Here is a 21226-nt window from a genome sequence, read left to right as displayed (position 1 = left end):
TAGCCCGCTCGTTCTCCTGACTGGTGGCCGGGATGGTTGCCTCAGGCAATAGGCTTGGGGCGGGCAATCCCGCCTCCCGCCGCCGACGCCGGGGCCCCGGGGGGAGCGCCTAGCCCACCCAGGGACCACCCGAGAGGACCCCCGATGACCGTCCCCGCCCTGACCGCCGAGACGCGCTGGCGCTGCACCCTGTGCGGAAACCTCACCCGCTTCGACGTGACCCGCACCGCGCGGGTCACCGAGTTCCTGCACTTCGACCTGGCCGGCGAGTCCAAGGTCGAGGAGACCGAGGTGCTGAGCGAGACGATCGAGTCGGTGCGCTGCCGCTGGTGCAACGCCGTGGACCAGGTCGAGCTGGTGGCCCGTCCGGGCGCCGAGAGCGCGGAGGCCTCCGCCGAGCAGGGTTGACGCCCGACGGCGCGGGGGGCGGGTGCGCGGCGCGCCTGCCCGCCGCGCTGGGACAATACAGACAGGACGCACGGAGCGTGACGACAGGGCGGCGGCCGCGGGCCGTGACCCCGTAGGACCAGGATCGGAGCCGAGGACGTGGTGGACGCAGCGAGGGAGCCCGCCGAAGCGCAGGGGCTTCAGCCTGCTGCCGCCGCGCAGGCGCAGGCCGCCGACGCGGCCCCGTCCGGGCCCGCGGCCGTCGGCGAGGCGGCGGGTTCCGATGAGGCGGTGGGCTCCGGCGAGGCGGTGGGTTCCGGCGAGGCGGTGGCGGAGCGTGCTGCCGAGAAGCTGGACCGGCCGCTGCCCGAAGGCGTGCGCCGGCGCGTGGTCGGCCTGGCCTCGGACGCGCTCGGCGGGCTGCCGCCCGGCGAGCTCCCGCAGAGCCTGCGCCAGTACGTCAAGTTCACCCCGGCCCGGCGGGCCAAGTACGCGGCCACGGCGCTGGCCGCGGCGCTGGAGTCGGAGCCGGCGTTCCGGGTGCGGATAGCGGAGCGGCTGAGGCTGGGCCAGCCGGACCTGGTGAAGGCGTTGGAGTCGGGCAGCGTCCCGGGCGCCGCCGATCCGATGGACGTCGCGGCCGCCGCCTACCTGGTGCGGTCGGCCGGCTGGAGCCGGCTGGTGGCCGAGGCCGGGGAGGAGGCCGAGCGGGCCGGCGCCGAGGGCGCGGCCGCCGAGGCCACCCGGCTGGTGGAGAAGCTGCAGGCGGAGCTCGCCGAGCTGCGGTCCGCCGCCCGGGCGGACCTGGAGCGGCAGCGTGCGGAGTCCGAGGACGTCCGCCGGGAGGCCGAGTCGCTGCGGAAGAAGGTGCGCTCGCTGGAGAGCGACACCCGCCGGGCGCAGGCCGAGACCAGGCGGCTGACCGCCGAGCTGGAGGCCGCGAGGGCGCAGGCGGCCGCCGAGCGCGGCGCCGCGGAGTCCGAGGCGCGGCGGCTGCGGCACCGGGTCGGCGAGCTGGAGACGGCGGCCGAGCAGGGCCGCCGGTCGGCCCGCGAGGGACGCAGCGTCGAGGACATGCGGCTGCGGCTGCTGCTGGACACGGTGCTGCAGTCGGCGCAGGGGCTCCAGCGGGAGCTGGCGCTGCCGGTCTCCCAGATCCGGCCGGGGGACCTGGTGGAGGCGGTGGTGCCGGGGGCGGCCTCGCCGCACGACGTGGCCCGGCGCGGTCTGGCCGACGACGATCCGGCGCTGCTGGACCAGCTGCTGGCGATCCCGCAGGTGCACCTGGTGGTGGACGGCTACAACGTGACCAAGACGGGCTATCCGACGCTGCCGCTGGAGCAGCAGCGGATCCGGCTGCTGGGCGGGCTGGCGATGCTGGCCCAGCGCACGCAGGCGGAGGTCACCTGCGTGTTCGACGGGCAGGACCTGGACGTTCCGGTGATCATGGCGCCACCGCGGGGGGTGCGGGTGCGGTTCAGCCGGACCGGCGAGACCGCGGACGAGCTGATCCGCCGTCTGGTGCGGGCCGAGCCGCAGGGGCGTCCGGTGGTGGTGGTGTCCACCGACCGGGAGGTCGCGGAGGGCGTGCGGAAGGCGGGCGCGCGCCCCGTGGCCTCCGTTCTGCTGCTGAACCGGCTGGCGCGGCCCTGACGGCTGCCTCGACGGAATGACGCCTGGTCAGCGCCCGGTTTGCGGCGGTGTGCACATCCGGTGAAGCCTGCGGGGGAAGTGGAGTTCACGCCTTCGGGGGAGTGGCAAAACCCGTGGATCTTCCCTAGGGTGTGGCGTCAAACCTATTTTCCGGATTCTCACCTGATCGGGTGAGGCCGATGGAAGAAGGAGCAATTCCCTTGGCCTCCCACCGCCGTCCCAAGCAGCCGAGCCGCGCCCGGGTCTCCGTGCTCACCGCTGCCGCGGCGACCGCGGTCGCCCTCTCCGCGCAGGTCGCCGCGCACGCCGCGCCCCAGCCCAGCAAGAGCGACGTCAAGGCGCAGATCGACCAGCTCCAGCAGGACCAGGAGCAGGCGGCGGAGAAGTACAACGGCGCCAAGGAGCGGGCCGACCAGCTCCGCAAGCAGTCCGACCAGCTGCAGGACAAGGTGGCCCGCAGCCAGGACGAGATGACCCAGCTCCAGACCGGCCTGGCCGGCGTGGCGGGCGAGCAGTACCGCACCGGCGGCATCGACCCGTCCGTCCAGCTGATGCTCTCCTCGGACCCGTCCGGCTACCTGGAGAAGGCGTCCAGCGCCCAGCAGGCCAGCGCCAGCGAGTCCGAGGCGCTCAAGGGGCTGCTGGACCAGCAGCGCCGGCTGGACCAGGAGAAGTCCGAGGCCGCCGCCGTCCTGGCCTCGCTCGACTCCACCACCAAGGACCTGAACCAGGCCAAGACGGACGTCAACCAGAAGCTCAAGGCCGCGCAGGACCTGCTGAACTCGCTCAGCGCCTCCGACCGCGCCGCGCTGCGGGCCCAGCAGCAGCAGGACGACCGCGCCTCGCGCGGCAGCGACCGGGCCGACCTCGGCAGCCTCCCGCAGGCCGGCGGCTACGCGGGCGTGGCCGTCGCCAAGGCGATGAGCAAGCAGGGCTCGCCGTACGTGTGGGGCGCCACCGGCTCGACCACCTTCGACTGCTCGGGCCTGATGGTCTGGGCGTACGGCCAGGCCGGCGTCTCGCTGCCGCGTACCTCGCAGGAGCAGGGCAACGTCGGCACCAAGGTCACGCTGGACCAGGCCCAGCCGGGCGACCTGGTCATCTACGGCCCCGACCGGCACCACGTCGGGATGTACATCGGCAACGGCATGGTGGTGCACGCGCCGCACACCGGCGACGTGGTGAAGGTGATGAAGGTCGACGCGATGCCGATCAACACGATCCGCCGGGTCTGACGGTCCGACACGCCCGAAGGGCCCCGTCCGGGCCTGTGATCCACGCCACCCTCCGGCCGGGGGTGGCGTTCGGGTTTTGTCCGCCGCGCGAGTCCCCGGTGAAGACTGATCAGCTTTGCGTACGGCGGTGATCACTATGTGTCATATTCACAAAAGAACTTTGGTCTTCTTCCGTCTTTTTTCTGACAAGGATTTGAACGGATCACGGTTCAGTTACTAGGGTCGTGCCCCGAACCACCGCACTCCCGATCGCCCAGCCAGGGTGACGGCGGTGGTTTCCGTCGAGTTCGTGACGCAGCGGGGCGGGCCCAGTGCCTGCCCGACGGGGAGCCCAGCAGTCGGGGGTGCTGTCGAACGGAGCCGGGGAACCACGTTCCTCCGGGGTGAATCGGCGCCAGGTCGGCCGGTGGAACGGCCGTGAGGCGTCGTAGGGCACGCTTCCGGCCCGAACCCGTCAGCTCACCCGGTAGACGGCGTAGGAAGAAGGAGTCCGCCTTCGTGGCGTCCCATCGTCGTCCCAAGCCCGCTAGTCGCACCCGGGTCTCGATCATGACCGGCTTCGCCGCCGCGGCCGTCGCGCTGTCCGCGCAGTCCGGCGCCCACGCCGACCCGCAGCCGACCAAGGACCAGGTCAAGGAGCAGGTCGACCAGCTCAACGAGCAGGCCGAGGTCGCGACCGAGAAGCTCAACGCCGCCCAGGAGAAGCAGCAGCAGCTGCAGAAGCAGGTCACCGACCTCCAGGACCAGGTGGCGCGGCAGCAGGGACAGGTGACCGACCTTCAGGGCGGCCTGGCCGAGATCGCCGGCGAGCAGTACCGCAACGGCGGCATATCGCAGACCGTCCAGCTGATGTTCTCCGCCAGCCCGGACACCTTCCTGAGCCAGGCCGACACGCTGAACCAGGCCGGCGGCACCCAGAAGGGCCAGCTCAAGCAGCTCCAGGACGAGCAGCGCAAGCTCGACCAGGTGCGCTCCGAGGCCCAGGGCAAGCTCGCCGAGATGGAGACCACCACCCAGCAGCTGAAGAGCGCCAAGGACGAGGTCCAGGGCAAGCTCAAGGCCGCGCAGGACCTCTTCAACACCCTGTCCGAGCAGGAGCGCCAGGCGATCCGCGCGGCCGAGGAGAAGGCCGCCGCCGAGGCCAAGGCGAAGGCCGACGCCGCCGCGAAGGCCGCCCAGCAGCAGGCGGCGGCCCAGCAGGCCGCCGACCGCTCCTCCCGCGACAACAGCCGCACCGACCTGAGCGCGTCGCAGGCCCCCGCCGCGCCGGTCACCAAGCCGAGCGCCGGCAGCTCGCGCGGCGCCGCGGCGCTGTCCATCGCCGCCTCCAAGATCGGCAGCCCGTACGTCTACGGCGCCTCCGGCCCCGGCTCCTTCGACTGCTCGGGCCTGATGGTCTGGGCGTTCAACCAGGTCGACGTGGCGCTGCCGCGCACCTCGCAGGAGCAGGCCCACGCCGGTACCCGGATCGGCACCGACCTCTCCCAGGCCCAGCCCGGCGACCTGCTGATCTTCTACGGGGACGCCCACCACGTCGGCATCTACGCCGGCAACGGCCAGGTGCTGCACGCGCCCAAGCCCGGTGCGTCGGTCCGCTACGAGGCGGTCGGCAACATGCCGCTGACCTCCATCGTGCGGGTCTGATCCCCGCGCAGGCCCTCCCAGGCCCGGCCTTCCACCACGGAAGGCCGGGCCTGCGGCTTTTCCGGCGCCTCGGACTGATGTCCGATTACGGGTCAAATATTCGGGTTGGCAGGGGTTTGGACTCGGTTGCCCGGACTCGCTAACGTCTGCCACCGGACTCCGCTTCCAGGGCCGCCCGCGTTGGTGCGGCGGCGGGGCCCCACCGCCGGATCGGAGCCGCTGCCGCCATGCCCGTGCACCGTCGTCCCCAACTGCTCGCCCGTGCGCTGGTGCTGACCGCGGCCGCCACCACCGCCCTGGGCGTGACGGCGGGCGGCAGCGCCCAGGCCGCCCCCGCCGCGCCGGACACGCCCACCCGCAAGGACGTCAAGGCGCAGGTGGAACAGCTCTACGGCGAGGCCGAGCAGGCGTCCGAGAAGTACAACGCCGCCCTGGAGACGCAGCAGCGCCTCCAGGGCGAGACGACCGTCCTCCAGGGCGAGATCGCCGTCGCCCAGGACCAGCTCAACCAGTTGCGCGGCGACCTCGCCACCGTGGCCGGCGCCGAGTACCGCGGCGGCGGCATGGCCCAGACCGTCCAGCTGATGCTCTCCACCGACCCGGAGGGCTACCTGTCCCGGGCCCGCACCCTCGACCAGGCCGCCGAGCGGCAGCAGGAGACCCTGCACGAACTGGCCACCCGCCAGCGCCGACTCGACCAGCGCCGCACCGAGACCGCCGGCAAGCTCGCCGAACTCGACCAGGCCCGCCGCTCGCTCGCCGACAGCAAGCAGCAGATCCAGCAGCGGCTCACCAAGGCCCAGCGGCTGCTGAACAGCCTGGGCGTCGCCGAGCGGGCCCGGATGGCCGCCCAGGACGCCCAGGAGGCCGAGCAGCGCGCCACCCGGGGCACCGACCGGCTGGACCTCGGCACGGCCCCGCCCGCCTCCGAACGCGGGGCGGCCGCGCTGGCCGCCGCGGTGCGGATGATCGGCTCGCCCTACCTCTACGGATCCACCGGGCCCCGCGCCTTCGACTGCTCCGGTCTGATGTACTACAGCTGGCGGCAGGCCGGAGTGACCCTGCCGCGCACCTCGCAGGCCCAGGCGTACGCCGGGCAGCGGGTCAGCCTCTCCGAAGCGCGGCCGGGAGACCTGGTGATCTTCTACCGGGACATGCACCACGTCGGGATGTACGCCGGCGGCGGGGTGATCGTGCACGCCCCCTACCCGGGCGCCAGGGTCCGCTACGAGAGCGTCAACGCGATGCCGGTCGCGGGGGTGGTCCGGCTCTGAGCCCGGCACCGTCCGACCCCGACGCCCCCCACCCGATAGACGGCGCCCGCCGGACGCTGTCCCGGCGCGGTGCGCTGCTGCTCGCGGCCGGCGGGCTGGCCCAGCTGTCGCTGCCGCCGGCCGCCCCGGCGGCCCCCTCGGCGGCCGGGCGGGCGTCGGGCCGGTGGGCGGCGGACCGGCGGGCCGAGGTGGCCGCACTGCTGGGCACGCGGGCCCGGGCGCTGCCCTCCTGGTCCGGACCGGCGGCGATCGAGGCCGGCTACCGCAACCTGGTGCTCGGCGCGGACGCCGGGCCGGAGCGGCTCACGGCCGCCGCCGACCTGGCGGTCCGGATCACCGGGTACGACGACTACCCGGTGGTGTACCCGCGTCGGATCGACCTGGTCCGGGCCGGCGGCAGCTGGCGGGTCGACCGGGAGGAGAGCGCGAGCGGGCCCCCGGCGCTCTGGGACCTCGGCTCCGCCCGCTCCGCGGCGGGCGCGCACTGCCTGGTGCTCGGCTTGGCCGGCGGGCCCGACCCGGCCGGCCTGGTCGCGGTGGCGGACCGGGCCGTGCCCGCCGTGAGCGAGGTCTGGGGCACCGGCTGGGCGGGCCGCCTGCTGCTCGAAGTGCCCGCCACCGCAGAGCAGTTCGCCCGGCTGCTGGAGGTCGACCCGGCGGGCTGGACGGGCATGGCGGCGGTCACCTCGGCCGCCGCCGGCGCGCCCTGGCACACCCCCGCCGACCGGGTGCTGGTCAACCCCGGGACGTTCGGGCGGCTCAGCGACTTCGGCCGGCAGGTGGTCGTCACCCACGAGGCCACCCACGTCGCGACCAGGGCCGACACCCGGGCCTGGACACCGCTCTGGCTCTCCGAGGGCGTCGCCGACTGGACCGCCTACCGGGGCTCCGGCCGGCGCCCGCAGCAGATCGCCCCCGAGCTGGCCCGGGACGTCGCCGCCGGCCGGCTGCCCGCCGCGCTGCCCGCCGACCGGGACTTCACCGCGGGCGCCGACGGCATCGCCCAGGCCTACGAGCAGGCCTGGCTCGCCTGCGAGCTGATCGCCCGGCGCTACGGGCCCGAGCGGCTCGTGGCGTTCTACCGGGCGGTCGGCGCGGCCGACGGGCAGGGGGAGGACCGGGACCGCCGGCTCGACCGGCTGCTCCGGGCCGGACCGGGCGTCGGCCTGGCCGAGTTCACCCGGTTCTGGCTGGCCGAGGTGGCCGCGCTGCGCAGTTGAAGGCGCGCGTCGTTCAGCGCCGCTGCCTGGCCGGGGTGCCGGGCCGCTGCCTGGCCGGAGTGCCGGGCCGGTCGATGCCGTCCAGCAGGTCCTGCTCGTAGGCGATGCCGGGGCGCACCGGGTAGACGCCGGCGGGCACCGCCTCGGGCTTGGCCAGCACCACCGTCGCCGGGAGCTGTGCCGGGCCGCGGGTGGCGCGCCAGAGCCGGATGCAGGAGAGCACGGTGGCGGCCAGCAGCAGCAGGTTGCGCAGGCTGAGCACGGTGACGCCCCAGGGCTCGCTGGCGAGGATCCGGCTGAACATCAGCGGGAACTCGGCCAGCGTCAGCGGGCAGGCGAGCAGGATCAGCAGGGCCACCGGCCGCTGGCTGCTGCCGCGCACGGTCAGGCAGACCGCGGCGACGCCGATCAGCCAGACCAGGTACTGCGGGCTGATCACCCGGCTGGTGACGGTGAAGATGAGCAGCGCGCTGAGCGCCGCGTCGTACATGGTGGCCGCGTTGCGGCGCTTGGCGGTGAAGCGCCAGAGCAGCAGCCAGGCGAAGCCCAGCACGGTGCCGGCCATCATCACCTTGCTGATCACGGGGACCCACGGCCCGAGCATCTCCGGGGAGCCGTAGTTCATGGTGACCTTGCCGTCCCAGGCGTCCGCGAGCCGGGCGAAGTGCAGCGGCAGCGCGCCGAGCGACTCCACCTCGATGCCGCGCTCCTTCTGGAAGGCGAGGAAGCCGAAGGCGCCGTTCATCCCGGCCGCGAGCAGGAAGCCCACCGAGACGGCGGTGGCCGCGGCCAGCGTCCAGGCGCGGCGGGTGCGGCGGCCGGAGGGGGTGCCGATCAGGGCGAGCAGCGGCCAGATCTTGATGATCCCGCCCAGGCCGAGCAGCATCCCGCCGATCGCCGGGCGGCGGATCAGCGCCAGCAGGCCGGCCAGGGCGATCGCGGTGACGATGATGTCCAGCCGGTTGTAGACCATCGGGCCGAGCAGCGGCACGGCCACCACCCACATCCAGGCGCCGGTCAGTGCCCGGCCCCGGCGCAGCCCGGTGCGGACCAGCAGGGCGGTGGCGGCGATGTCGGCGATCCCGCAGATCACCCAGAAGGAGACCAGGTACGACCAGGGCAGCAGGCCCGGCAGCAGGATCACCAGGGCCGCGCCGGGCGGGTACTGCCAGGTCACGTCGTCGAACGGGAAGGTGCCGGTCTGCAGGACGCCGTACCAGGCGTGGTAGATCATCCAGACGTCGGCGGTGATGTCCCCGCCGAGCCCCTTGACCACGCCGGTCATCAGCAGCACCAGCACCGTCCGGGTGGCCAGCCAGGTGGCGCCGAGTGCGGCGAGCGCCCCGAACGGGCGGCCGGGGGCACGGGCCGGCTCCTGCCGGGCGGCCGGCGTCGGGCCGGGGCCGGCGGCGCCGCTGGGTGTACCGGACTCGGTGGCCGGGGCCAACTCCACTGCGCTCCCTCGTTCGTCTCGGACGTCCCACCGGAGGCGCCGCGCGACGGACGCCCGGGCGGTCGGAGGGGCGGGCACGGCACGCTGGGCCGGGCCGCCACCGGCCGCCTAGGTTCTAGGACTGACCCGGGGGTGAAACGGTTGCCGTGCGCGGATCCGTTCCCGGCGGGTCATGGTGTTGACCTATCGTACGGATCACCCAGCGGTACACCGCGCACCCCCCGACAAGCGAGCCGTGGCCTGAATGCACCGAACCTTGATCGTCACCAACGACTTCCCGCCCCGCCCCGGCGGCATCCAGGCCTTCGTGCACAACATGGCTGTACGTCAGCCCGCCGGGAGCATCGTGGTGTACGCCTCGACCTGGCGGGACGGCACCGAGGTGGCCCGCTTCGACGCCGAGCAGCCGTTCCCGGTGATCCGGGACCGGACGAAGGTGATGGTTCCCACACCGCGGGTCACCCGGCGGGCCGCCGAGATCCTGCGGGCGGAGAAGTGCGACTCGGTCTGGTTCGGCGCCGCCGCCCCGCTCGGGCTGATGGCGCCCGCGCTGCGTCGGGCCGGTGCGGCGCGGCTGCTCGGCATGACCCACGGGCACGAGGCCGCCTGGGCCCAGCTGCCGGCCGCCCGGCAGCTGCTGCGGCGGATCGGCGCGGGCACCGACGTGCTGACCTACCTGGGGGAGTACACCCGGTCCCGGATCGCGGGCGCGGTCGGGCCGCAGGCCGCGGCCCGGATGGTGCAGCTGCCGCCGGGCGTGGACGAGACGACCTTCCACCCGGGCTCGGGGGGCGCCGAGGTGCGTCGACGGCTCGGGCTGGCGGACCGGCCGGTGGTGGTCTGCGTCTCCCGGCTGGTGCCGCGCAAGGGGCAGGACACGCTGATCGAGGCGATGCCGCAGATCCTCGCCGACGTGCCGGACGCCGTGCTGCTGATCGTCGGCGGCGGCCCGTACCGGGCGGACCTGGAGAAGCTGGCCGACGCCAGGGGAGTCCGGGCCTCGGTGCGCTTCACCGGCTCGGTGCCGTGGGAGGAGCTGCCCGCCCACTACGGGGCCGGGGACGTCTTCGCGATGCCCTGCCGGACCAGGCGCGGGGGGCTGGACGTCGAGGGCCTGGGCATCGTCTACCTGGAGGCCTCGGCGACCGGTCTGCCGGTGGTCGCGGGCGACTCCGGCGGCGCGCCGGACGCGGTGCTGGAGGGCGAGACCGGGTACGTGGTGCCGGGCGGCTCGGCCGCCGCGGCCGCCGAGCGGATCGTCCGGCTGCTGGGCGACGAGGAGCTGCGGCGGCGGATGGGCGAGGCCGGGCGGCGCTGGGTGGAGCGCTCCTGGCGCTGGGACCTGCTGGCCGGGCGGCTGACCTCGCTGCTGGAGGCCTAGGTACGTGAGCGGGCCCCGTCTCCTTCCGCGGAGGCGGGGCCCTGCGGCTACTTCTGGTAGATCGCCTCGATGTCGGCGGCGAAGTCCTTCAGCACGAGGTTGCGCTTGAGCTTGAGGGAGGGCGTCAGGTGGCCGCTCTCCTCGGAGAACTCGGTGTCCAGCAGGCGGAACTTCTTGACCGCCTCGGCGTGCGAGACGGCCGCGTTGCCGTCGTCCACCGCGGCCTGGAGGGCGGCCAGCAGGTCCGGGTCCTGGCTCAGCTCGGCCACCGTGGCGGTGGCGGGCTTGCCGTTGAGCTCCTTCCACTTGGGGAAGAAGTCCGGGTCGACGGTGACCAGGCAGGCCACGAAGGGCTTGCGGTCGCCGACCACCATGACCTCGCCGACCAGCGCGTGCGCCCGGATGCGGTCCTCGATCACGGCCGGGGCGACGTTCTTGCCGCCCGCGGTGACGATGATCTCCTTCTTGCGGCCGGTGATGGTCAGGTAGCCCTCGGAGTCCAGCGAGCCGAGGTCGCCGGTGGCGATCCAGCCGTCCTTGAGGGTGTCGGCGGTGGCCTGCGGGTTGTTCCAGTAGCCGGTGAAGACGTGCGGGCCCTTGAAGAAGACCTCGCCGTCCTCGGCGATCCGCACCGAGGCGCCGGGGACCGGCTGGCCGACCGTGCCGATCTTCGGTTTGTCCCACGGGTTGAAGGCGGTGGCCGCGCAGGTCTCGGTCAGGCCGTAGCCCTCCAGGACGGTGAAGCCGATGCCCCGGTAGAAGTGGCCCAGCCGCTCGCCGAGCGGGGCGCCGCCGGAGATGGCGTGGGTGGCCCGGCCGCCGAGGGCGGCGCGCAGCTTGCTGTAGACCAGCTTGTCGAAGACCGCGTGCTTGATCCGCAGGACCAGGCCCGCGCCGCCGGCGTCCAGCGCCCGGCTGTAGGCGATCGCGGTGTCGGCGGCCTTGTCGAAGATCTTGCCCTTGCCGTCGGCCTGGGCCTTGGCGCGGGCGGTGTTGTAGACCTTCTCGAAGACTCTCGGCACGCCCAGGATCAGGCTCGGCTTGAAGGCGGCCAGCTCGGCGGTGACGTCCCTGATGTCGGAGACGTGGCCCAGCTTGATCGGCGCCATCGCGGTGGCGATCTCGGCGATCCGGCCGAGCACGTGGGCCAGCGGGAGGAACAGCAGGACGGAGCTGTCGCCGGTGCGGAACAGCGGGGCCAGGCGTTCCACCACGTTGCCGCACTCGGCGAGGAAGTTGGCGTGCGTCAGCTGACAGCCCTTCGGGCGGCCGGTGGTGCCCGAGGTGTAGACGATGGTGGCGATCGAGTCGGCGGTCGCGGTCGAGCGGCGCTCCTGCACCGTCTCGTCCGGGACGTCCTTCCCGGCCTCGGCCAGCGCGGCGATCGCGCCGCCCTCGATCTGCCAGGTGTGCTTCAGCCCGGTCAGCCGGCCGCGGACCTCGTCGACGACCTTGACGTGCTGGTCGGTCTCGGTGACGACGGCGACCGCGCCGGAGTCGCCGAGGATCCACTCGACCTGCTCGGCGGAGGAGGTCTCGTACACCGGGACGGTGATCGCGCCGGCCGTCCAGATCGCGAAGTCCAGCAGCGTCCACTCGTACCGGGTGCGGGACATGACGCCCACCCGGTCGCCCGGCTCGATGCCCGCGGCGATCAGGCCCTTGGCGGCGGCGTGCACCTCGGCCAGGAACTGCACCGCGGTCAACTCCTGCCAGCGGCCGTCCACCTTACGGCTGAGCACCGCGACATCCGGGTGCTCCGCTGCGTTCCGGTGCACAGGGTCGGAGAGATTACCGCCGCTGGGTACCTGGTAGAGAGCCGGAAGGCTGAAGTCGAGCAAGACTGCTCCTCGTTCGCGACGCTGCGGGACGGCAGGACGTTACTGCCCGGTAGGCAGCTTCGACCAGGGGGGTCGGCTCCGGTGTTCGAAGTGTCACACCCGGCCGGGTCCGACCAGGCCGTGACCGGGTCGTTCGAATGGCACCCTACGACAGCCCCGAGGTGACCGGCCGGTAGCATGCCCCGCCGGCCGGCGCCGGGCCCCCGCCGAGCCGCGGCCCGCGCGGCCGAGCCGATCGCCGGTCGCGGTAGCCTGCTCCGGGCGGACAAGGCCGAGCACGCTCGACCGGACCGGCAGGCAGAGGGACGACGCGGAGGGCCATTCCATGGCGGAGCACACCAGGTCGAGCATCACCATCGACGCGACCCCGGCCACGGTCATGGCCGTGATCGCCGACTTCGCCGCCTACCCGGCCTGGACCGGCGAGGTCAAGGAGGTCGAGGTCCTGGAAGCCGGCGAGAACGGCCGCGCCGCCCAGGTCCGCCTGCTGCTCGACGCCGGCGCCATCCGTGACGAGCACGTCCTCGCCTACACCTGGGACGGCGACCGCGAGGTCGGCTGGACCCTCGTGCGCAGCCAGATGCTCCGCTCGCTGGACGGCTCCTACACCCTCGCCCCGCTCTCCGGCAGCCGCACCGAGGTGACGTACCAGCTCGCCGTGGACGTCAAGATCCCGATGCTCGGCATGATCAAGCGCAAGGCCGAGAAGGTCATCATCGACCGCGCCCTGGCCGGTCTGAAGAAGCGCGTCGAGGACGCCGACGGCAAGAAGCCCGTCCAGGGCTGACGCGGCGGAACGGGGGCCGACGGCATGACGGCGACACGCACCATCCTGGTCAGCGGCGACGCGGGCGCGCCCGTGGTGGCCGCCGCCACCGCTCTGCACGCGGCCCGGCGCGGCCACCGCACCTGGCTGCTGGCCGCCGACGACCCGCACCGCGCCCTGGACGGCGTCCTCGGCACCCGCCTGGAGCCCGAACCGGCCCGCTACGCACCCGGCCTGACCGTCTCCCGGATCGACGAGCAGGCCGCCTTCCGGTACGCCGCCGGCGAGCTCACCAGCCGGCTCAAGCCCGCCCTCGACCTGCTCGGCGCCGAGCAGCTCGACCCCGAGGAGCTGACCGCCCTCCCCGGCATCGCCCGGATCGCCCTGCTGCGCGCCCTGCCCGCCGCCGACCAGGACGTCCTGGTCGTGCTCGCCCCGCCGCCCGCCGAGCTGATCGCCACCCTCGCCCTGCCCGAGCAGTTGGAGCGCTACCTGGACCGGCTCGTCCCCGAGCAGCGGCAGGCGGCCCGGGCGCTGCGCCCGCTGCTGGCCGGCCTGGCCGGCGTGCCGATGCCCGCCGAGTGGCTGTACGAGGGGCGGACCAAGGCCGCCGCGGTGCTCGCCGAGTCCCGCGCCGCGATCGCCGCGCCCGGCACCAGCGTGCGCCTGGTCGTGCCGGCCGACGGCCACCCGTACCAGGAACTGGGCCGGATCCGGGCCGGGTTGGCCCTGCACGGCCACCGGCCGGACGCCGTCGTGGTGCACGGCGTGCTGCCCGAGGGCGCGGCCGACTCGCCGGACCCGTGGCTGGCCGCGCTGGCCCGCCGCCGCCGGGAGGAGCTGGCCGAGCTCGCGGCCGAGACCGACGCCCCGGTGCTGGCCACCGGCCTGGCCGAGGCCACCCTGGAGGCCGTCGCCGACCGGCTGTACGGGGACGGGCCCGGCCCGGAGCGGCTGGCCCCCGAGCCCTGGCCGGTCGAGGACCGCCTTGCCGAGGAGGGCCTGCTGGTCTGGCACCTCGCGCTGCCCGGCGCCGACCGGGCCGAGCTGGACCTCGTCCGGCGCGGCGACGAACTGGTCGTCGGCCTCGGTGCCCACCGCCGGGTGCTCACCCTGCCGTCCGCGCTGCGCCGCTGCACGGTGGCCGGCGCGAGCCTGCACGACGGGGCGCTCTCGGTGCGGTTCGCGCCCGACCCGGCGCTCTGGCCCCGGGGCTGAAGCCCTTTCGGGGTCCCTACGGGCTGTCCGGTAGCGTCGGGCCCGAGGGCCGCGGGGTGCGGCCACGGCCGAGGAGGCGCCCGCGATGACCAGCACCGACGACCGGACCGAGCCCACCGCCGAGCCGGGCGGTCCGCAGGCCCACCCGTTCGGGCCGGAGCTGGGCCCGCTGGTGGACGAGGTGCGCAAGCTCGCCTCCGCCGTCGGCCAGAAGGCGCAGGAGGCGAGCGCCGACACCCTGATCACCCTCTCCGGGCTGGCCGACCGGCTGCGCACCCAGCAGCCCGAGGTCTACTCCCACCTCGCCGCCGCCGGCTCCGGACTGGCCGCCGCGGGCACCGAACTGCTGGCCGCCTACCGGGCCGCGGTGGCCGGCCACGAGCACCGCTGGACGGCCGGCGAGGGCGCCGCCACCGAGCGGATCGACCTCGACACGCCTGACGAGGCGTCCGCCAAGCAGTGAATCCGTAACCTTCGAACCGTGATCGCGTTGCTCTGGTGCGTGACGAAGCGGGCGATTAGATACGACTTTTGAAGCGTCACGGCCCGGTTGGTCCATGATTGTCTTCGGTTAATGTATGCGAGGCTGTGTACGGGGGGCAGGGTTGGGCGGTACCGTTCCGCCCAGCGGGAACGAGTGAATAGCTGAGGGACACATGGCTCTGACCATCGGCGTCGATGTCGGCGGGACCAAGATCGCGGCAGGCGTGGTCGACGAGGCGGGCGCGATCCTGGCCCGGACCAGGGTGCCCACCCCGGCCGACCCGCAGTGGGCGGTCGATGCCATCGCGCAGGCCGTGCGCGAGCTCAAGGAGCAGCACCCCGACGTCACCGCCGTCGGCGTCGGCGCCCCCGGCTTCGTGGACAGCAACCGTTCCACGGTGATCTTCGCTCCCAACATCGACTGGGAGAACGAGCCGCTGCGCGGCCGCATCGAGGAGCTCGCCGGCCTGGACACCGTCGTCGAGAACGACGCCAACTGCGCCGCCTGGGCCGAGTTCCGCTTCGGCGCCGCCGCCGACCACCAGGACATGGTGCTGATCACCGTCGGCACCGGCATCGGCGGCGGCATCGTCCTCGACGGCCGGCTGCACCGCGGCCGGTTCGGCGTGGCCGGCGAGATCGGCCACCTCAACATGGTCCCCGACGGTCTGACCTGCGGCTGCGGCGGCAAGGGCTGCTGGGAGCAGTACGGCTCCGGGCGGGCGCTGCGCCGCTACGGCCGGGAGAAGGCCGCCGCCGACCAGGTGCGCGGCCGGCGGATGCTGGAGCTCAACGACGGCGTCGCCGAGACCATCCGCGGCATCCACATCACCGAGGCGGCCGAGGAGGGCGACCCGCTCGCCCTGGAGTGCTACGCCGAACTGGCCGACTGGCTCGGCCGCGGCATGGCCGACCTCGCCGCGCTCTTCGACCCGGGCGTCTTCGTCCTCGGCGGCGGCGTCTCCGACTCCGGCCGCCTGCTGCTCGACCCGGTCGCCAAGGCCTTCGAGCACTACCTCACCGGCGGCATCCACCGCCCGCGCGCCGAGGTCGTGCTGGCCTCGATGGGCTCCGCCGCCGGCATCGTCGGCGCCGCCGACCTGGCCCGCACCGCGTAGCCACCCCCTGAACCCGCCGGCGGCGGTGCGACCGGACCCCGACCAACCCCGGACGCGCCGCCGCCGACGCACGCCCCCGGCCCTGCCGTACGGTCGTCCCACGCACCACGTACGGGGAGGACCAGGACCATGACCACGGCACCCGCCGAACCGCCGCCGCCCGGCCCGCGCCGGCTGCGCCTGCTCAGCTACAACATCCGCTCGCTGCGGGACGACAGGCGGGCGCTGGCCCGGGTGATCCGGGCCTGCGCGCCCGACCTGGTCTGCATCCAGGAGTCACCGCGCTACTGGCGGCCCGAGGGCCAGGCCGCCCGGCTGGCCCGGAGCACCGGGACGGTCGTCCTGGCCGGCGGCGGCCGGACCGCCGCCGGGCCGCTGCTGCTCGGCCGGCCCGGCGCGGCGCAACTGCTGGGCGTGCACGACCGGCTGCTGCCCAAGACCCGCGGCCTGCACGCCCGCGGCTTCGCCACCGCACTGCTGCGACTGCCCGGAACGGCGCCGTTCACCCTCACCAGCTGCCACCTCAGCCTGGACGCCGACGAGCGGTACGGCCAGTTCGAGCTGCTGCTCGACCAGCTCGGGATCGCCGAACACGGCATCGTGGCAGGGGACTTCAACGAGCACCCGGACGGCAGGGGCTGGCGGCTGCTGGCCGCGCGGCTGCAGGACGGGTACCCGACCGCGCCCTGGGGCGGCGAGTTCACGTCCGTCCCCGAGCGCCCCTACCAGCGGATCGACGCCGTGTTCGCCACGCCCGGGATCACCGTCCTCGGCTGCGGGGTGCCGCACGGGCTGCCCGGCGTCACCGAGGCCGACCTGCGCGCCGCGACCGACCACCTGCCGGTGCTCGCGGTGCTGGAGCTGCCGGAGGCTTAGGAGCTCGGCTCAGACGACGGCGCCGTTGTCCGGGTCCTCGGGCTCGTCTTCGTCGCGGTCCTTCATCCGGGTCACCAGGGTGACGAAGCCGCCGAGGAAGGCGGTGATCCCGACCCAGGCCGGCCAGCCGGCGATCTCCCGCCACACCACCGCGTCGAACAGCAGCAGGGCGGGGCCGCCGAGCACCGCGAGCCAGGCGAACTTCGCGGTGACGTCGGCGGTCGGCAGCGGCGGGGGCTCCGGCGGGACGTAGTGGTCCTCGTCGGTCTCCTCGGCCAGCTCGAAGTCGCGCGGGCCCGAGCCCGCCGCCGGCATCACCGGCCGACCGGAGCGGGGGCGGGGCTGCGGGGCGAGGTCGGCGAGGTCGTCCGGGTCGGTCCGGGAGCCGGGGGCGTCCTTGAAGCCGCCCTTCAGCTCGCTCTGGGCCCGGAGGTTCTCGACCTCCGGCCAGTTGGGGTTGGTGAGGTCCACGGGGTCGTCGAACTGGGCGACCAGGGCGGCGAAGATCTCGTCCTGCTCGGCCTGGCTGCGCTCGGGGGCGCGCCGGGTGCGGGGCTCCGCGGGCGCGGTGGCGTCCGGTTCGGCCGGGCGCCGGTCGGCGGCCGGTGCTTCGGCGGCCTCCGCGGCCGGGGCGGTGACGCCGTCCGCCCCCGGACGGTCCGCCGGGGCGCCGCTGTGCGCGGTGCCGTCCTTCGCCGTGCCGTCCTTCGCCGTGCCGTCCTTCGCTGTGCCGTCCTCGCGGGGTGCCTCGTCCCCGCCGCCCGCCGTGCTGCTCTCGTGCACTTCCGGCCCTTCAGCCATGGTGATCGTCGGATTCGACCCCGGTGACGCCCACCGCGTGCGCGGGGGCCAGCCGTCGGATGAAGTCCTGGCTGGCCGCGAATATTTCCGCCGCGTCGTGGTCCAGCGTCGCGACGTGGAAGCTGCGCTGGCACAGCCGCTCCGTCACGTCGGTCGAGGATATCCGGGCCAGCACCAGTTCCGAGTTGGCCGGCGAGACGACGTGGTCCTGCGGACTGCGGAAGAGCAGCACCGGCTGGGTCACCTGCGGCAGCCGCCGTTGGACGTCCCGCCACAGCCGGCCCAGCGACCAGGCGGCGTTCAGCGGCGTCCGGTCGTAGCCCAGCTCGACCGTGCCGGGCTTGGCGATGTCGTCGGCGATCCCGGGCACGCTCGGCACGAGGTGCCGCAGCACCGGCAGCAGCACACTCGCGGGGTTGTCCGAGCGCACCGACGGGTTGACCAGCACCAGCCCGGACACCGCCGGACCGTGCAGCGCGGCCAGCCGCAGCGCCAGCGCGCCGCCCATCGACAGCGCGCAGACGAAGACCTGCTCGCACTCGGCGGAGAGCGTCAGCAGTTCGTGCTCGACCTCGGCGTACCAGTCCTCCCAGCGGGTGACCTGCATGTCCCGCCACCGGGTGCCGTGCCCGGGCAGCAGCGGCAGCGACACGCTGAACCCGGCCGCCGCCAGTTCCTCCGCCCAGGGCCGCAGCGACTGCGGCGATCCGGTGAAGCCGTGGCACAGCAGCACCCCCACCGGTCCGCCGTGGTGGCGGTACGGTTCGGCACCGGGCAGCAACGGCATGGCGGACTCCTTCGCGGGCGGGTGGCGCTGGGGGAGGAACGCTGGAGGGGGAGGCTGCGGGAATCCGCATCGTCCCACGGCCCCGCCCGGGACGTACACCCCTCATGGCGGCCTCCGCGCGGGCCGCACACCCCTCTCGGCGGCCCCCGTGCGAGTGCCTGCGGGAGTCCGACGGCGGCCCGCCGGGGCGGGGCGGGGCGCGGGCCGAGCCCACGGGGCATTAGGATCGACCGGTCCGCATAACAGGAGGCCCGGGTTGTTCTACCGACTGATGAAGATGATCGTCGCGCCACTGCTTCGGATCTTCTTCCGGCCGTGGATCGAGGGTGAGGAGAACATCCCCACCGAGGGCGCGGCCATCATCGCGAGCAACCACCTGTCCTTCTCGGACTCCTTCTTCTTCCCCGCGCTGATCAAACGCCGGGTGACCTTCATCGCGAAGGCCGAGTACTTCAACACCCCGGGCATCAAGGGCCGGCTGACCGCCGCGTTCTTCAAGGGCGTCGGCCAGCTGCCGGTGGACCGCTCGGGCGTGCGCGGCGCGGGCGAGGCCGCGATCCGCAGCGCCATCGCGGTGCTGGACGGCGGCGAGCTGTTCGGCGTCTACCCCGAGGGCACCCGCTCGCCCGACGGCAAGCTGTACCGCGGCAAGGTCGGCGGCCTGGCCCGCGTCGCGCTGGCCACCGGCGCGCCGGTCATCCCGGTCGCCATGATCGACACCGAAAAGGTCCAGCCGCCCGGTCAGGTGATCCCCAACTTCGGCACCCGCCCCGGCATTCGGATCGGCCGCCCGCTGGACTTCTCCCGCTACCACGGCATGGAGAACGACCGCTTCATCCTCCGTTCGGTGACGGACGAGGTGATGTACGAGATCATGCGGCTCTCCGGCCAGGAGTACGTGGACATCTACGCGACCGCCGCCAAGCGGCAGATCGCCGACGACAAGAAGAAGGCCGACGCCGAGCGCAAGGCCGCCGCCAAGGTGGAGAAGGCGGAGGCGGAGGCCGAGAAGGCCGCCGCCGACAAGGCCGCCGCGACGGAGCAGGCCGAGCAGTCCGGGCAGGAGCCGAAGGAGACCGGGTCGGCCTGACGACCGCGGGCACGGCCCAGGGGAGGGGCGCAAGGATGACGGACGGCGAGAGAACCGGGGCAGTCGGCGGCGCGGTCGCGGCCGGGGGCATGTCCGTCGAACTGCCGTTGTGGAAGGCCATCTCCTACTTCCGGGTGCTGGCGCTCTGCTACGCCCTGCTGCGCTACCTCAACTCCTACCTGGACTTCCTGCACCCCGTCGCCGGCTGGATCTTCCTCGGCACGCTCACCCTCTGGACACTCGCCAGCACCCGGGCCTTCGCCGGCCCGCAGCGCTGCACCTGGTACGTGCTCGGCACCGACCTCACCCTCGCCGTCACCGGCATCGTGATGAGCGGCCTGACCGACGACCCGGTACGGATCAGCCACGGCGCGCCCACCCTGCCGACCATCTGGGCCGCCGGTACGGTGCTCGGCTTCGCCGGCAAGGGCGGCTGGCGCTGGGCGGCCGCCGCGGGCACGGTGATCGGCGTCGCCAACATCCTCGGCCACGGCGGCCCGACCGGCGACAACATCCACAACATCATGCTGCTGATGGTGGCCGGCTGCGCCATCGGCTACGTCATCGAACTGGCCCGCGCCAGCGAGGCGACGCTCACCCGGGCACTCCAGGTCGAGGCGGCCACCCGGGAGCGCGAGCGGCTCTCCCGGGACATCCACGACGGCGTGCTCCAGGTGCTCGCCCTCGTCCAGCGCCACGGCGCCGAACTCACCGCGCGGCCGGCCGAGGGCGCCGCGGCTGCGGCCGGTGGACGCCCGGGCGGCGACGCCGACTTCGCCGAACTCGGCCGACTGGCCGGTGAGCAGGAGCGCGCCCTGCGGGCGCTGATGACCGGCGGCCCGATCCCGGGGCAGCGCCCGCAGGAGTGCGGGGCCGGGGAGCCGCAGGACCTCACCGCGCTGCTGCGCCCGTACGCCGACGAGCGGATCACGCTGTCCGCCCCCGGCGGGCCGGTGCTGCTGCCCGCCGGGGCGGCCGGCGAACTGGCCGCGGCGGTCGGCGCCGCCGTCGACAACGTCCGCCGGCACGCCGGGGAGCGGGCCCGGGCCTGGATCCTGGTGGAGGACGAGCCGCAGGCCGTCACGGTCAGCATCCGCGACGACGGCCCCGGCTTCGCCCCCGGCCGCCTCGGCGAGGCGGAGAGGGCCGGGCGGCTGGGCGTCTCCCAGTCCATCCGCGGCCGGCTGCTGGACCTCGGCGGCACGGCCGAGCTGTACTCGGCGCCCGGGGAGGGTGTCGAGGTCGAACTCCGTGTCCCGAGGAAGGGCTCTGATGACCGATCAGCCGACGACTGACCGGCCGATACGGGTGATGGTCGTGGACGACCACCCGATGTGGCGCGACGCCGTCTCGCGGGACCTCGCCGAGGCGGGGCTCGACGTGGTGGCCACCGCGGGCGACGGCGACGAGGCCGTCCGCCGGGCCCGCGCCTGCTCGCCGCAGGTCGTCGTACTGGACCTCAACCTGCCCGGTCTGCCCGGCGCCGAGGTGTGCCGCCAGGTGGCCGCGCAGGATCCGGCGGTGCGGGTGCTGGTGCTCTCGGCCAGCGGCGAGCACCAGGACGTGCTGGAGGCGGTGAAGTCCGGCGCGACCGGGTACCTGGTCAAGTCGGCCGGGCGGGAGGAACTGCTGGACGCGGTGCGGCGCACGGCCGTGGGCGACGCCGTGTTCACCCCGGGCCTGGCCGGCCTGGTGCTGGGCGAGTTCCGCCGGCTGGCCGCCGAACCGGCCCCGGCCTCCGCGCCGGCCGTCCCGCAGCTGACCGCGCGGGAGACCGAGGTCCTGCGCCTGGTGGCCAAGGGCCTGTCGTACCGGCAGATCGCCGACCGGCTGGTGCTGTCGCACCGGACGGTGCAGAACCACGTCCAGAACACGCTCGGCAAGCTGCAACTGCACAACCGGGTGGAACTGGTCCGGTACGCGATCGAGCAGGGGCTGGACGACGACATCTGACGGCTCCGGCGGGATCCGGCCGCCTCGGCGATCCCGCGTGCGGTGG

At 74.1% G+C, this 21226-nt stretch carries 19 protein-coding genes and 1 riboswitch; of the genes, 15 read left to right on the top strand and 4 right to left on the bottom strand.

The genetic code is table 11. The features are described 5' to 3' along the window. Positions 1 to 144: 144 nt before the first annotated feature. The 6 genes from ACFWPT_RS14515 to ACFWPT_RS14490 all read left to right on the top strand — a co-directional run bounded on the left by ACFWPT_RS14515 (position 145) and on the right by ACFWPT_RS14490 (position 7413). Positions 145 to 408: a hypothetical protein gene (locus ACFWPT_RS14515; protein ID WP_063347279.1), complete on the top strand. Its 264-nt coding sequence runs from the start codon at positions 145 to 147 to the stop codon at positions 406 to 408. Between the two features lie 270 nt (positions 409 to 678). Beyond that, positions 679 to 2040 (top strand): NYN domain-containing protein, encoded by a 1362-nt coding sequence (locus tag ACFWPT_RS14510; protein WP_380482061.1) that lies wholly within the window; start codon positions 679 to 681, stop codon positions 2038 to 2040. A 200-nt stretch (positions 2041 to 2240) separates the two neighbouring features. Next, positions 2241 to 3275, top strand: a complete 1035-nt coding sequence (locus ACFWPT_RS14505) for an NlpC/P60 family protein (protein ID WP_063347278.1) — start codon at positions 2241 to 2243, stop codon at positions 3273 to 3275. A gap of 338 nt (positions 3276 to 3613) precedes the next feature. Then, positions 3614 to 3763: riboswitch (cyclic di-AMP (ydaO/yuaA leader) on the top strand. Between the two features lie 10 nt (positions 3764 to 3773). Then, positions 3774 to 4919: an NlpC/P60 family protein gene (locus tag ACFWPT_RS14500; RefSeq protein WP_063347277.1), complete on the top strand. Its 1146-nt coding sequence runs from the start codon at positions 3774 to 3776 to the stop codon at positions 4917 to 4919. 227 nt (positions 4920 to 5146) lie between these two features. Further along, positions 5147 to 6193: an NlpC/P60 family protein gene (locus tag ACFWPT_RS14495; protein ID WP_363377768.1), complete on the top strand. Its 1047-nt coding sequence runs from the start codon at positions 5147 to 5149 to the stop codon at positions 6191 to 6193. Positions 6194 to 6381: 188 nt separating this feature from the next. Next, entirely contained in the window at positions 6382 to 7413 is a 1032-nt protein-coding gene (locus ACFWPT_RS14490; RefSeq protein ID WP_380482016.1) for a hypothetical protein, read from the top strand. A 13-nt stretch (positions 7414 to 7426) separates the two neighbouring features. On the opposite strand, the gene ACFWPT_RS14485 is transcribed toward ACFWPT_RS14490, so the two are convergent. Further along, positions 7427 to 8866 (bottom strand): glycosyltransferase 87 family protein, encoded by a 1440-nt coding sequence (locus tag ACFWPT_RS14485; RefSeq protein WP_380482014.1) that lies wholly within the window; start codon positions 8864 to 8866, stop codon positions 7427 to 7429. Positions 8867 to 9110: 244 nt separating this feature from the next. Between ACFWPT_RS14485 and ACFWPT_RS14480 the strand changes: the two genes are divergently transcribed. Next, a complete protein-coding gene (locus tag ACFWPT_RS14480; RefSeq protein ID WP_380482012.1) occupies positions 9111 to 10247 on the top strand; it encodes a glycosyltransferase family 4 protein in 1137 nt (378 codons plus the stop codon). A gap of 47 nt (positions 10248 to 10294) precedes the next feature. Here ACFWPT_RS14480 and ACFWPT_RS14475 read toward each other — a convergent pair whose 3' ends face one another. Then, the gene (locus ACFWPT_RS14475; RefSeq protein WP_063347272.1) at positions 10295 to 12088 is read right to left on the bottom strand and encodes a long-chain fatty acid--CoA ligase; all 1794 of its coding nucleotides are present in this window, start codon (positions 12086 to 12088) and stop codon (positions 10295 to 10297) included. 325 nt (positions 12089 to 12413) lie between these two features. On the opposite strand from ACFWPT_RS14475, the gene ACFWPT_RS14470 reads away from it, so the two are divergent. The 5 genes from ACFWPT_RS14470 to ACFWPT_RS14450 all read left to right on the top strand — a co-directional run bounded on the left by ACFWPT_RS14470 (position 12414) and on the right by ACFWPT_RS14450 (position 16549). Next, on the top strand, positions 12414 to 12875 hold the full coding sequence (locus ACFWPT_RS14470) for an SRPBCC family protein (RefSeq protein WP_063347271.1): 462 nt from the start codon (positions 12414 to 12416) through the stop codon (positions 12873 to 12875). 24 nt (positions 12876 to 12899) lie between these two features. Beyond that, a complete protein-coding gene (locus ACFWPT_RS14465) occupies positions 12900 to 14072 on the top strand; it encodes an ArsA-related P-loop ATPase (protein WP_363377758.1) in 1173 nt (390 codons plus the stop codon). Between the two features lie 85 nt (positions 14073 to 14157). Next, positions 14158 to 14535, top strand: a complete 378-nt coding sequence (locus tag ACFWPT_RS14460; protein ID WP_350884427.1) for a DUF5304 family protein — start codon at positions 14158 to 14160, stop codon at positions 14533 to 14535. Positions 14536 to 14728: 193 nt separating this feature from the next. Beyond that, positions 14729 to 15673, top strand: a complete 945-nt coding sequence (locus ACFWPT_RS14455) for an ROK family glucokinase (RefSeq protein ID WP_063347268.1) — start codon at positions 14729 to 14731, stop codon at positions 15671 to 15673. 129 nt (positions 15674 to 15802) lie between these two features. Next, positions 15803 to 16549, top strand: a complete 747-nt coding sequence (locus tag ACFWPT_RS14450) for an endonuclease/exonuclease/phosphatase family protein (protein ID WP_380375643.1) — start codon at positions 15803 to 15805, stop codon at positions 16547 to 16549. A gap of 9 nt (positions 16550 to 16558) precedes the next feature. On the opposite strand, the gene ACFWPT_RS14445 is transcribed toward ACFWPT_RS14450, so the two are convergent. Then, on the bottom strand, positions 16559 to 17350 hold the full coding sequence (locus ACFWPT_RS14445; protein ID WP_380482010.1) for a hypothetical protein: 792 nt from the start codon (positions 17348 to 17350) through the stop codon (positions 16559 to 16561). After that, positions 17343 to 18137 carry an alpha/beta hydrolase gene (locus ACFWPT_RS14440; protein WP_380482008.1) on the bottom strand — a complete coding sequence of 265 codons (795 nt, stop codon included), beginning with the start codon at positions 18135 to 18137 and terminating at the stop codon, positions 17343 to 17345. Before ACFWPT_RS14440 ends, ACFWPT_RS14445 begins: the two co-directional genes overlap by 8 nt. Before the next feature lie 256 nt (positions 18138 to 18393). Here ACFWPT_RS14440 and ACFWPT_RS14435 point away from each other — a divergent pair, with 256 nt between their 5' ends. Genes ACFWPT_RS14435 through ACFWPT_RS14425 form a run of 3 tightly spaced genes read left to right on the top strand, consistent with a single transcriptional unit; the run spans position 18394 to position 21180 of the window. Then, on the top strand, positions 18394 to 19227 hold the full coding sequence (locus tag ACFWPT_RS14435) for a lysophospholipid acyltransferase family protein (protein ID WP_380482006.1): 834 nt from the start codon (positions 18394 to 18396) through the stop codon (positions 19225 to 19227). A 35-nt stretch (positions 19228 to 19262) separates the two neighbouring features. Next, positions 19263 to 20522: a MacS family sensor histidine kinase gene (macS, locus tag ACFWPT_RS14430; RefSeq protein ID WP_244293333.1), complete on the top strand. Its 1260-nt coding sequence runs from the start codon at positions 19263 to 19265 to the stop codon at positions 20520 to 20522. After that, positions 20500 to 21180 (top strand): response regulator, encoded by a 681-nt coding sequence (locus tag ACFWPT_RS14425; RefSeq protein WP_380482004.1) that lies wholly within the window; start codon positions 20500 to 20502, stop codon positions 21178 to 21180. Before macS ends, ACFWPT_RS14425 begins: the two co-directional genes overlap by 23 nt. Positions 21181 to 21226 lie beyond the last annotated feature (46 nt).

It is taken from the genome of Kitasatospora sp. NPDC058478, from assembly GCF_042720345.1.
Lineage (GTDB): Bacteria > Actinomycetota > Actinomycetes > Streptomycetales > Streptomycetaceae > Kitasatospora.
This window is presented reverse-complemented; position numbering and strand designations above follow the sequence as displayed.

Bases quoted from the DNA above. Each gene is read 5' to 3' on its own strand.
- ACFWPT_RS14515 (WP_063347279.1), top strand. From the start codon at position 145: ATGACCGTCCCCGCCCTGACCGCCGAGACGCGCTGGCGCTGCACCCTG.
- ACFWPT_RS14495 (WP_363377768.1), top strand. From the start codon at position 5,147: ATGCCCGTGCACCGTCGTCCCCAACTGCTCGCCCGTGCGCTGGTGCTG.
- ACFWPT_RS14480 (WP_380482012.1), top strand. From the start codon at position 9,111: ATGCACCGAACCTTGATCGTCACCAACGACTTCCCGCCCCGCCCCGGC.
- ACFWPT_RS14470 (WP_063347271.1), top strand. From the start codon at position 12,414: ATGGCGGAGCACACCAGGTCGAGCATCACCATCGACGCGACCCCGGCC.
- ACFWPT_RS14465 (WP_363377758.1), top strand. From the start codon at position 12,900: ATGACGGCGACACGCACCATCCTGGTCAGCGGCGACGCGGGCGCGCCC.
- ACFWPT_RS14460 (WP_350884427.1), top strand. From the start codon at position 14,158: ATGACCAGCACCGACGACCGGACCGAGCCCACCGCCGAGCCGGGCGGT.
- ACFWPT_RS14455 (WP_063347268.1), top strand. From the start codon at position 14,729: ATGGCTCTGACCATCGGCGTCGATGTCGGCGGGACCAAGATCGCGGCA.
- ACFWPT_RS14450 (WP_380375643.1), top strand. From the start codon at position 15,803: ATGACCACGGCACCCGCCGAACCGCCGCCGCCCGGCCCGCGCCGGCTG.
- ACFWPT_RS14445 (WP_380482010.1), bottom strand. From the start codon at position 17,350: ATGGCTGAAGGGCCGGAAGTGCACGAGAGCAGCACGGCGGGCGGCGGG.
- ACFWPT_RS14440 (WP_380482008.1), bottom strand. From the start codon at position 18,137: ATGCCGTTGCTGCCCGGTGCCGAACCGTACCGCCACCACGGCGGACCG.
- macS (WP_244293333.1), top strand. From the start codon at position 19,263: ATGACGGACGGCGAGAGAACCGGGGCAGTCGGCGGCGCGGTCGCGGCC.
- ACFWPT_RS14425 (WP_380482004.1), top strand. From the start codon at position 20,500: ATGACCGATCAGCCGACGACTGACCGGCCGATACGGGTGATGGTCGTG.